This is a genomic window from Pseudoxanthomonas kaohsiungensis (assembly GCF_010211765.1).
In the GTDB taxonomy this organism is placed as follows: Bacteria; Pseudomonadota; Gammaproteobacteria; order Xanthomonadales; family Xanthomonadaceae; genus Pseudoxanthomonas; species Pseudoxanthomonas kaohsiungensis.
Genome location: NZ_PDWO01000026.1, coordinates 1 through 11,588, shown reverse-complemented (window position 1 = coordinate 11,588; position 11,588 = coordinate 1). Strand labels below are relative to the sequence as shown.

7 protein-coding genes are annotated in these 11,588 nt (G+C 68.7%); 3 read left to right on the top strand and 4 right to left on the bottom strand.

Annotated features, from left to right (window positions below; all coding sequences use genetic code 11):
* Positions 1-144: 144 nt before the first annotated feature.
* Together CSC66_RS16955 and aceE are read right to left on the bottom strand one after the other, a co-directional pair.
* A complete protein-coding gene (locus tag CSC66_RS16955; protein WP_162378592.1) occupies positions 145-1,221 on the bottom strand; it encodes an RES family NAD+ phosphorylase in 1,077 nt (358 codons plus the stop codon).
* A gap of 230 nt (positions 1,222-1,451) precedes the next feature.
* A complete protein-coding gene (gene aceE, locus CSC66_RS16950) occupies positions 1,452-4,145 on the bottom strand; it encodes a pyruvate dehydrogenase (acetyl-transferring), homodimeric type (protein ID WP_162378591.1) in 2,694 nt (897 codons plus the stop codon).
* Between the two features lie 248 nt (positions 4,146-4,393).
* Here aceE and CSC66_RS16945 point away from each other — a divergent pair, with 248 nt between their 5' ends.
* From CSC66_RS16945 to CSC66_RS16935, 3 genes are all read left to right on the top strand, one after another.
* On the top strand, positions 4,394-6,385 hold the full coding sequence (locus CSC66_RS16945) for a SpoIIE family protein phosphatase (protein WP_238394444.1): 1,992 nt from the start codon (positions 4,394-4,396) through the stop codon (positions 6,383-6,385).
* Positions 6,386-6,467: 82 nt separating this feature from the next.
* Entirely contained in the window at positions 6,468-8,882 is a 2,415-nt protein-coding gene (locus CSC66_RS16940; RefSeq protein ID WP_162378590.1) for a SpoIIE family protein phosphatase, read from the top strand.
* Positions 8,879-9,268 carry an STAS domain-containing protein gene (locus tag CSC66_RS16935; protein WP_162378589.1) on the top strand — a complete coding sequence of 130 codons (390 nt, stop codon included), beginning with the start codon at positions 8,879-8,881 and terminating at the stop codon, positions 9,266-9,268. Before CSC66_RS16940 ends, CSC66_RS16935 begins: the two co-directional genes overlap by 4 nt.
* Before the next feature lie 449 nt (positions 9,269-9,717).
* Here the strand turns inward: CSC66_RS16935 and CSC66_RS16930 are convergent, their stop codons facing one another.
* Positions 9,718-9,951 carry a hypothetical protein gene (locus tag CSC66_RS16930; protein ID WP_162378588.1) on the bottom strand — a complete coding sequence of 78 codons (234 nt, stop codon included), beginning with the start codon at positions 9,949-9,951 and terminating at the stop codon, positions 9,718-9,720.
* A 315-nt stretch (positions 9,952-10,266) separates the two neighbouring features.
* Positions 10,267-11,400, bottom strand: a complete 1,134-nt coding sequence (locus CSC66_RS16925; protein WP_162378587.1) for an OprO/OprP family phosphate-selective porin — start codon at positions 11,398-11,400, stop codon at positions 10,267-10,269.
* Positions 11,401-11,588: the final 188 nt, after the last annotated feature.

The following is an 11,588-nucleotide window of genomic DNA, read 5'->3' as shown; positions in this document are numbered from 1 at the left end:
CTACAATCGCACGCGCATGCACTCGGCGTTGGGCTACCAATCACCCGCTCAATATGAAGAGCGGTTCAATCGCCTGGGGTATGTGCCCTAGGTCCACTGTCCGAAGAACCGGGGTCGCTCCAACCTGACCCCCGTCTTTGCCTGCTACCACTCCAAATCGTCATAGCCCTCGAAGTGGAACAAGATCGATCCGTCCGACTTCTCGAAATAAGCCTCTTTCGTGTGGGTGTACTGCATGGCGGAGACAGAATAAAAGCTTACAGAATTATCTCTGTAGCTAACGGGAAAATCTGAAGCTCCTCTGAAAAGGACGATGTTCGCCCCCCCTCGCTTTTGCACCGACTCAAAAATTATGCCGTCGAATGCGGGTTTGCGTACGTGCCCCAGATATTCCGCCATCAACTGCGTCACTAGATACTCATGCTCGCGCCCAGGAATAACAGGAGTAGAAATAACCCTATGAAGGCCGCGAATGAACGCGCTTCGTTCCAATATTTCACTGAAGTCGTCTTGGAAATAACTGATCGCACCAGGTTTTCGCGAGGATTCAAGTGCACGAAAATCAACGAGTCGCAGCTGTTTAGTTGTCACAAGAGTGATCACCGCGACACGCGACCCGATTGATGGGCGCAACTCTGCTACACACGTGTGAAGATCCGAAGATGCGTATAGAACGCTGATACCCTCAGCGTTCATGCGCCCCGATCTTGCAACTTCGGACGGCGGCGGACCCACTTCTTTGAAAGGCGACGCGACTATCGCACCTGCCACAGAGTCGGAATTGCATAGACGGCCTCGATATATTTCGAAGCCAGGAGCACAATTCTTAACGACAGACTCTTCTCGTCCCTCCGAATGCGCGACAAGCAACTCGATGTCCGAGAATATTTCGGAGAAGAAGGAACTAGCTTCTGCGCTGAAGTAGCGCCTACGCGTACGCAGCTCCTCACGCAGAGCCTCCCACCTTTCATAGTAGCTAGCTACAGAGATCGGACGGGGTGTGTAGTTGAAGTTGCGATCCAGGAAAGGCTCATCGCCATCCGGGGGCCAGCAATCATCCTGCTCGACGATTGCGTCCAGAAGGTCGTCTTGGAAGCCAAAGTACTGCCCAGCGATCTCTTGAACAGTTGAATCCAAGTCATCTCCGCGCTGCTCGTAGTGTCCGCGGTCATCGTCGTACCCATCAAACACTCTGACCTCTTCGCCGAGCTCAAAGTGCACCTCGATTATTTCAGCGATGATTCTAGCTAAGTCATCGAGTTCGATTACACGTCTTCTATTTCCACCGCATTCGAGGCATAGACCAACGTGGCCGTTGGCTTTTATACGCCGCGCAAGATATGCATCTACTGCGCAATCCCAGCAAAGTCCTGACATCTCAACCCCTTGTGGTCGATGTCAAAAAGAGAGCCGCCTTACGGCGGCCCTCTGATCTCAGCGACAACGCAGCCTCAAACCCCAACCGGATTCGCCTTCTCCGGATCGATCTTGTACTGCTTGATCGCCCGGGCCACGTCCTTGCCGGTCATCTTCCCGTCCTTCGCCAGCGCGGCGATGGCGGCATGCGCGATGTAGTACCGGTCCACCTCGAAGAACCGCCGCAGGTTCGCACGCGTATCCGAACGACCGAACCCGTCCGTGCCCAGCACCGTATAGCTCATCGGCACGAACGCGCGGATCTGGTCCGCAAACCCACGCACGTAGTCGGTGGCGGCAATCGCCGGGCCCTGGCGGCCTTCCAGCTGCTCGGTCACGTAGGCCTTGCGCGGGGTCTTGGCTTCCGGGTTCATGCGGTTCCAGCGCTCGACGTCGAAACCGTCGCGGCGCAGCTCGTTGAAGCTGGGGCAGGACCAGATGTCGGCGGTGACGCCGAAGTCCTTGTCCAGCAGCTCGGCCGCGGCGATGGCCTCGCGCAGGATGGTGCCGCTGCCCAGCAGCTGCACGCGCAGCTCGCCCTTCTTCGGCTTGCCGGCGTCCTTGAGCAGGTACATGCCCTTGATGATGCCGGCCTCGGCGCCCGCCGGCATTTCCGGGTGGGCGTAGTTCTCGTTCATCAGGGTCAGGTACCAGTACTCGTCGACCTGGTCTTCCATCATCGCCTTCATGCCGTGCTGGAGCAGCACGGTGACCTCGTAGCCGAAGGTCGGGTCGTAGCTGCGCACGTTGGGGATGAAGCCGGCCTGGATCTGGCTGTGGCCGTCCTCGTGCTGCAGGCCCTCGCCGTTGAGCGTGGTGCGGCCGGCGGTGCCGCCGAGCAGGAAGCCGCGGGTACGCATGTCGGCGGCCTGCCAGGCGATGTCGCCCACGCGCTGGAAGCCGAACATCGAGTAGTAGATGTAGAACGGCAGCATCGGCACGTTGGACACCGAGTAGCTGGTGCCGGCGGCCATCCAGCTGGCGATGGCGCCCGGCTCGCTGATGCCCTGCTGCAGCACCTGGCCGGCCTGGTCCTCGCGGTAGTACATCAGCTGGTCGGAGTCGACCGGCTTGTACTTCTGGCCGAACGGGGCGTAGATGCCGATCTGGCGGAACAGGCCTTCCATGCCGAAGGTGCGCGCCTCGTCGGCGACGATCGGCACCAGGTGCGGGCCCAGTTCCTTGTCGCGCAGGGCGATGTTGAGCGTCTGCACGAAGGCCATGGTGGTCGAGTACGTGCGCTCGCCGCTGTCCTTGAGCAGGCGCTCGAACTTGTCCAGGCCCGGCACGGTGAACGACTTGCTGGCCTTGCGGCGGCGCTGCGGCAGGTAGCCGCCGAGCGCGGCGCGGCGCTCCTTGAGGTACTGCACTTCCGGCGAGTCCTCGCCGGGGTGGTAGAACGGCACCTGCTCGGCGTCCTTGAGCTGCTGGTCGCTGAGCGGGATGTTGAAGCGGTCGCGGAACGCGCGCACGGCGTCGTCGTCCAGCTTCTTGGTCTGGTGAGTCGGGTTGAGCGACTCGCCGGCGCTGCCCATGCCGTAGCCCTTGACCGTCTTGGCCAGGATCACGGTCGGCATGCCCTTGGTGTTCACCGCCTGGTGGTAGGCGGCGTAGACCTTGTGCGGGTCGTGGCCGCCGCGGTTCAGGCGCCAGATGTCCTCGTCGGAGAGCGAGGCGACCATGGCCGCCGTCTCCGGGTACTTGCCGAAGAAATGCTCGCGCGTGTACGCGCCGCCGAAGGCCTTGCAGTTCTGGTACTCGCCGTCGACGGTCTCCATCATCAGCTTCTTGAGCACGCCGTTGGTGTCGCGCGCCAGTAGCGGATCCCAGTAGCTGCCCCACAGCAGCTTGATCACGTTCCAGCCGCCGCCGCGGAACACGCCTTCCAGCTCCTGGATGATCTTGCCGTTGCCGCGCACCGGGCCGTCCAGGCGCTGCAGGTTGCAGTTGACCACGAACACCAGGTTGTCCAGGCCTTCGCGGCCGGCCAGCGCGATCGCGCCCAGGGTCTCGGGCTCGTCGGACTCGCCGTCGCCGATGAAGCACCAGACCTTGCGGTCGGACGGCTCGATCAGGCCGCGGTGCTCCAGGTACTTCATGAACTGCGCCTGGTAGATCGCCGCCAGCGGGCCCAGGCCCATCGACACGGTCGGGGTCTGCCAGTAGTCGGGCATCAGCCAGGGGTGCGGGTAGGAGGAGATGCCGCGGCCGTCCACTTCCATGCGGAAGTTGTCGAGCTGGCTCTCGCTGATGCGGCCTTCCAGGAACGAGCGGGCGTAGATGCCCGGCGCGCTGTGGCCCTGGATGAACAGCAGGTCGCCCGGGTGGTTCTCCGACGGGGCGCGCCAGAAGTGGTTGAAGCCCACGTCGTAGAGCGTGGCCGCCGAGGCGAACGAGGCGATGTGGCCGCCCAGGTCGCCGGGCTTGCGGTTGGCGCGCACGACCGTGGCCATGGCGTTCCAGCGGATGATCGAGCGGATGCGCCATTCCAGGTCCGCGTTGCCCGGGCTCTTGGCTTCCAGGTGCGGGGCGATGGTGTTGACGTATTCGGTGGTCGGGGAGAACGGCAGGAACGCGCCGGACCGGCGGGTCAGCTCGACCATGTCCTCCAGCAGCAGGTGCGCGCGCTCGGGGCCGTCACGGTCGATGACCGCCTTGAGCGACTCGATCCACTCCCGGGTCTCGACCGGATCCGGATCGTTCTGCAGCACCTCGTTCAGCCAGTTCATATCACTCCCTGTGCCGCGCGTGGGGGTCGCGGCGTATACGTTCTTGTGGACCCGGGAGTTTAGCGCATGGCCCCTTGCGCCCGCCTCGCTACGGGGGCGTATGTCGGGACGTAAGTCGAGGCGGACGAAGCAGTTTCTGTTGCAATCGATACCGTGTCCGGGACAGTCCCGGGGACAGCGCGCGTTGTGCACGGCACCATCGCCGCGCTTGTGGGTAGGATCAGCGCAACGCCGCCCCTGGCCACCGCATGTCCGTCCCGCAGACCGGCAGTCCCGACGTGGTCCCGGCGCACCCGCACGTGGTGGCCGCCGGCGGCGTGCGCTGGCGCGACAGCCTGCGCACGCGGATGGTGCTGTGGTCGAGCGTGATCAACGCCGGGCTGCTGCTGCTCACCGCGCTGGCGTTCTACCTGGGCGCGCGCGCCTTGATCGTGCAGAACGCCCGCGCCGAGGCCGACAGCCTGGCCCGCCAGACCGTGCGCAGCCTGGAGGCCACGCTCGAGTCGGTGCAGGTCAGCGGCCGCACCCTGGCCGCCAGCGCCACCGGGGTGGGCGCGCAACCGGCCAACCTGCGCTCGCTGCTGGTGGCCAGCCTGGCCGGCGACCCGGACATCGCCGGGGCGATGATCATCATCGAGCCGGGGCTGCTGCCCGGCGATGCGGACGGGTTCACCTGGTACATCCGCCGCGACGGCGCGCGCCTGGTCGAGCAGTCGGTGGCCGACCTGGGCTACGACTACAAGGTGATGCCCTGGTACCAGCGCACGGTCAGCGCGGCCGGGCCGTGGTGGGGCGAGCCGTACGCCAACGCCGCCACCGCCGGCGAGTTCTTCGCCACCTACAACCTGCCGCTGCGCCCGCCCGGGGCGGCGGCCGACGCGCCGGCGGTGGGCATGGTCAGCCTGGACGTGCCGCTGGAACGGCTGGCGGCGCTGGTCGGCGGGCTCAACGGCGCCGGGCTGCGACCGATGCTGTTCTCGCCCGAAGGCCTGGCGGTGGTGCACCCGGATCCGGAAGTGCAGATGCGGCGCAGCGCCGCCGAGCTGGTCGGCCAGCCCGGCGGCGAGGACCTGGCGCCGCTGGCCGCGGCGATCGCCACGCGCACGGCGGCCTCGTTCGAATCCCGCGACGCCGACGGCGAAGTGCTGGGCACGGTGGTGATGCCGGTGGCCGACAGCGCCTGGACCTTCGCCCTGGCCACCTCCGACCAGCACTTCCTGCACCGGCTGGACCGGGTCGCGCTGGCGGTGGCGCTGGCCAGCCTGCTGGCGCTGCTGGTGGCGCTGTGGCTGGCGCGGCGCTACAGCGGCGCGATCGCCGCGCCGATCGAGCAACTGACCGACAGCGCGCACCACTTCAGCGAGGGCGACTTCGACTATCCCCTGCCCTACGTCGAGCGCGGCGACGAGGTCGGGGTGATGGCGCGAGCGTTCGACGCCGCGCGCGGCTCGATCAAGGAGCAGATGCACGAGATCGGGGTGATGGCCGGGGCGCGGCAGAAGCTCGAGAGCGAGCTGTCGATCGCGCGCGACATCCAGCAGTCGATGCTGCCGGCCGGTCGCGCGTTCGACACCGGGCACATGCACGTGGAGGCGCACGCGCTGCTGGAGCCGGCCAGCGAGGTCGGCGGCGACTTCTACCAGTTCTCCGAGCTGGAGCCGGGGGTGCTGTGGTTCGCCATCGGCGACGTCTCCGACAAGGGCATCCCGGCGGCACTGTTCATGGCGCGCACGCTGACCGTGCTGGAACAGCAGGCGCGCCGGCACGGCTCGCCGGAGAAGATCCTGGCCGCCGCCTCGGTGCGGCTGGCCGAGAACAACGAGACCTGCATGTTCGCCACCGTGCTGTGCGGGCGGCTGGACGTGGCCAGCGGCCGCCTGCGCCTGGCCAGCGCCGGGCACGAGCCGCCGCTGCTGCTGCAGGCCGACGGCAGCGCGGCGCTGCTGGCGGTGCCGGCCGGCTCGCCGCTGGGGTTCGAGCCCAGCGACGAGTTCCCGCTGTACGAAGGCGCGCTGGCCGCCGGCGCGACCCTGCTCGGCTACACCGACGGGGTGACCGAGGCGTTCGACCCGGAGCACCGCGCCTACGGCAGCGAGCGCCTGCTGCGGGTGCTGCGCGCCGGCGACAACGCCGAGGCCGCCTGCCAGCGGGTGCTGGAGGACGTGCGCCGGCACGCCGGGCAGGCGCCACAGTCCGACGACATCACCATCCTGGCCATCAGCCGGCGGCGCGACGACTGATTCCGTGACCGCCGCCCCGCGTGGCGCACGTTGGCGGCATATGATCGGCGCGATGCCGCTCCGCACGGGGGAGCCCGCGGCCATGACCGACGCCGATTCCGAAGTGCCGATCACCGGCCTGTCCGGTGAACGCGTGCGCTGGTACCACAGCCTGCGCACGCGCATCGCCCTGTGGTCGGGGCTGCTGACCCTGCTGTTCATGCTGGTGGTGACCCTGGCCACGGCCTGGTACCTGCGCCGGGAGATCCTCGACAGCGCCCAGCGCGACACCCGCGCCACCACGATCGAGGCGGCCGGGCGGCTGGACGACCGGCTGCGCACGCTGACGATCGCCGCAGGCAACCTGGCGCAGCTGGTCGCGCAGGCGCGGCTGCAACCGGCGCAGGTGCAGCAGGCGCAGGCGGCGCTGGCCGGGACGGTGCCCGGCACCGCCGGCACCCTGGTCATCGTCGAACCGGACCGCGCCGGCGGCCCGGGCTACGCGCGCTACGTCGGCCGCGACGGCCGGGTCCGCGACTTCCTCGCCGACGGCTACGACTTCCGCGCCCAGGCCTGGTACCAGCGCACCCTCGCCGCGCGCGACGGCTGGTGGTCCGAGCCCTACCTCAACCGGACCGCCGGCCAGGTGTGGATGGCCACCTACAACCTGCCGCTGCCGGGCGGCCAGGGCATGGCCAGCATCGACATGCTGCTGGAGGACGTTGTCGCGCCGGTGGAAAGCCTGGCCCACCTGCCCGGCATGCGCGTGACCCTGCTGGCGCCGGAGGGCACGGTCGCCTTCAGCACCATCGCCGGCATCGCCCTGCGCGACACGCTGCAGGCCTACATCGACCAGTCCGGGCGGCACGACCTGCAGTGGGCCGCCGACGCGGCCCGCCAGCGCCAGCCGTCGCACCTGGCCCACCAGGACAACGAAACCGGGCAGATGCGCTTCACCGCGGTCGAACCGGTCGGCGACAGCGGCTGGGTGCTGCTGGTCGGGCAGACCTACGACCCGATCATCGCCCGCTTCAATCAGGCGCTGCTGGTGCTGGTCGGCGCCAGCCTGGTGCTGGGGCTGCTGGCCACGCTGCTGGTGCGCAAGGTCGGCAAGCAGGTCAGCCGGCCGGTAGAGGAGCTGACCCGCAGCGCGGTGCACGCGATCGCCGGCGGCGCGGACGTGCCGCTGGCACAGCAGCAGCGGCGCGACGAGGTCGGCGTGCTGGCGCGCACGCTGGAGCAGGCGCGGCAGTCGATCCGCCGGCAGATGGCCGAGATCGAGCAGATGGGCGCGGCCCGGCAGAAGCTCGAGAGCGAACTGTCGATCGCGCGCGACATCCAGCGGGCGATGCTGCCGCAGGGCCGCACCATCGACCGCGGCGGCGAGCACGTGGAGGCGCAGGCGCTGCTGGAACCGGCCAAGTCCGTGGGCGGGGACTTCTACAACTTCATCGAGCGCGGCGGCGGCGAGCTGTGGTTCGTGATCGGCGACGTGTCCGACAAGGGCGTGCCGGCGGCGCTGTTCATGGCCCGCGCGGTGACCATGCTGGAAGTGGCGATCCAGACCGCGGCCACGCCGGCGCAGGCGCTGGCCGAAGGCTCGCGGCGGCTGGCGCAAGGCAACGAGACCTGCATGTTCGCCACCGTGCTGTGCGGGCGGCTGGACATCTTCAGCGGCGCGCTGGCGCTGGCCTGCGCCGGCCACGACCCGCCGCTGCTGCTGCACCGCGACGGCCGGATCGAGATGCTGGTGCTGGAGAACGGGCCGCCGCTGGGGTTCGAGGTGAGCGAGGATTTCCCGCTGTGGCAGGGCACGCTGGCCCCGGGCGACTGCCTGCTGGCCTATACCGACGGCGTGACCGAGGCGTTCAACCTGGCCGAGGAGGCGTACGGCACCGAGCGCCTGCTGCTGGCCGCCGCCGCCGGCCTGGGCGCGGCCGAGGCCTGCGCACGGCTGCTGGCGGACGTGCAGCGATTCGTCGGCGCCGCGCCGCCCTCGGACGACACCACCATCCTGGCGATCAGCCGCGCCCGCGACCTCGACAACCTTTCGGCGCAGGCGCATGCTGTCGGCGCGAAGGGGGAGACTTCGGTGCACATCAGCGTGGCGCATACGACGGAAGACGTCCTGCGCATGACCGACGCGATCGACGACCTGATGGCGCGGCATGGCGCCAGCCCGGCGGCTGCGCACGATGCGCGGCTGGTGGTGGAGGAGATCGCGTGCAATGCGGTCGAACACGCGGTCGCGCCCGAAGCGCCCCTGGAGATGCACGCGCGCGTGGACGATGGCCGGCTGTGGCTGGAGTTCCGCGACCGAGGCGAGCCGTTCGACCCGACCGCGCACGCGGCGCCGGCGCTGGACGTGGACATCGGCGAGCGCGGGATTGGCGGGCTGGGGGTGTTCCTGGTGAAGGAACTGGCCGAGGACATCGCCTACCAGCGCGTCGACGGCTGCAACGTATTGCGCGTCACCCTGCGGCTGGATGCCGCCCACGACATGGAGAGCCAGGCATGAGTCTGTTGAGGACCGAGATCGCCCCCGCCAACGGCGGTGTGCAACGGGTGGCCATCGGCGGCCGCCTGGACACGCACACCTACGCCGAGCTCGACCAGGCGCTGGCGCCGCTGCTGGCCAACCCGGCGGTGATCTCGCTGGTGCTCGACCTGGAGGGCCTGGACTACATCAGCAGCGCCGGCATCCGCTCGGTGTTCAAGGCGCGCAAGGCGCTGGCCGCGCGCGCCGGCAGGGTGCTGGTGGTCAACCCGCAGCCGCAGATCCAGAAGGTGTTCGACCTGGTCAAGGCGGTGCCGCTCAACGAGATATTCACCTCGGTCGCCGAAGCCGACGCCTACCTCGACGCGATGCAGCGCAAGGTGGTCGAGGGCGACGACGAGGATTGAGCGCGGCGCCGCGCCTCGCCCCGCGCCGCAGGGCGGCGCGCTCCTCGTAGAGCGGGCCTCGGCCCGCTGCGCCTTCCCTCGCGCCCGCTAAGCCGGGCAAGCCCGGCTCTACGGGAGCACGGCGTGACGCAGGCGTGTCGGAGCACCGGCAGGGCCGATTGCATTGGATGGATCGACATGACCGTGCGCATCGAAGCGACGCACCGTTCGTAGAGCGGGCCTTGGCCCGCTGCGCCTTCCCTCGCGCGCCACCGAAGCCGGGCAAGCCCGGCTCTACGGGAGCGCGGCGTGGCGCAGGTGTATCGGAGCGCCGGCAGGGCCGATTGCGTTGGATGGACCGGCATGATCGTGCGCATCGAAGCGATGCGATCTTCGTAGAGCGGGCCCTGGCCCGCTGCGCCTTCCCTCGCGACCGCGAAGCCGGGCAAGCCCGGCTCTACGAGAGCGCATCACATCAGGCGCTGCCAGCCCTTGTCGCTGCTGAGCTTGGCCAGGGTGTCGCGCTGGGCGAAGAAGCGGACCAGGCCGCAGTCCTTGCAGACGATGGCCTTCATCTTGGCGTTGGTGAACACGCCGCTGGTGCCGGGCAGCAGGTCCGGGCCGTAGCCGCCGCGGGCGCTGATGTCGCCGTGGACGTAGAGGTGGGTGCTCTCGCACTCGGGGCAATGCTTGCTGCTCGACATCGCGATCCCTTCGACGGTGGTCGAGGGATGATCGGCGACGGCTTAGTGCGCGGCAAGGGACCTGCCGCGGTCGAAGCGATGCAACGCGGATTCCGGCGCTCCGCCGCGCGCAGGACCGGCAACGGCGCGGCACCTTCTCCTGTAGGAGCCCATCCTCATGGGCGACACGCCACCCCGGCACAGGCGGCATGCGCTCGGAGCCTGTGCGGTGTGGTGCGATCCGGTTCGGAGCGGGCGCGGGGGTCGCCCATGAGGATGGGCTCCTACAACCGGGGCCGACGGCGCTGGAGTGGCGCCTGCCGGCTGTGCGGGCAATCAGAACGCGAACTGCACGCGCGCTTCGAAGATCTCCGGGTCCAGCGACACGCCGGCGTGGTCGGTCTTCAGCCACACGTAGTTGGCCTGCAGCTTCAGGTGCTTGCCCCAGTACCAGTTGGTGCCCAGGGTCCAGTCGCGCTGGCGGCCGCCGCGGATCACGCCGTCGTCCAGGTCCAGGTCGGCGTAGCGCAGCTGCACGTCGAACGCGCCGGTGTCGCGCGAGGGCTTGGGGTTGCCGAAGGCGGCGTTGGTGTACGGGCGGGTCTCGCCGGTGAGCACCCAGGAGGCCAGCGCGTACCAGCCGCGGCCGGTGAAGTCCGGCTGCCCGGACGGGGCGTCGTTGTGGCCGTGCAGCAGTTCGGCCTGCAGCAGCAGCGGGCCGTCGCGCCAGGCCGCTTCCAGGCCGAGGCGGTCGATCGAATCGCTGGCCAGGCGGCCGGTGTCGACCAGGCGCACGTCGGTCAGCGCGGCGTTGGGCCGGGCGCGGAAGCGGGCGATGCCGTCGTCGCGGCGCTCGCGCGAGGCGCTGGCGCCCAGGTGCAGCACGCGGGTGTCGTCGGCGATGGGCGTGTGCACCACGCGGCCGGCGACGGTGGTGCCGTCGTTCTCGTCCTCCAGGTCCGGGCCGGTGTAGCCGGCCAGGGCGAAGCGCCAGTTCTCCAGCTCGGTCCAGGTCCACTCCAGGCCGACGCGGCGGCCCTGGTAGAACGCGTTCTCCGCGGCCGAGCGCTCCAGGTAGAGGGTCGAGCTGGTGCCGGTGCCGTAGTCCTCCCAGCCGACCAGGGTCTTCTGCTGGCCGGCGCGGAAATCGCCGGCGGCCGTTTCCAGCTTGAGGAACACGTCGGCCCAGGCCTCGGCCTGGAAGTCGTAGCCGGCGGTCAGCTCGAAGCTGCCCTTCCTGCGGGCGAACAGGTAAAGCTCCTGCCGGCGCCAGTCATCGGCGTCCTCGAAGGCGCCGGCATCGTCGGCAAAGCGGTTGACGTCGTACTGCACGGTGCCCTTGGCGCCGTACTCCACGCCGCCGGCGGTAAAGGAGGTCGGGAGGCCGGCGGCGGCCGCGACGGCCGGGGCGAGGAGCAGCAGCGGCAGGGCGAGCAGGCCGCCACGGGCGGCAGTAAGCGAGGACGTCATGGGATCACGATAGGCGAAAGGAAGATTGACCGGGCCGGCGCCCGCCCGGTGTGCGCACGGCTGACCTGCCGGGTGATTTTCGGACCAGTTGAAAGTTGAGAGGATGGCTCCCGACAGAGCGAGGAGCCCATGCGCAAGTCCCGATTCACCGAAGACCAGATGGTCAAGATCCTCCGCGAGGCCGACAA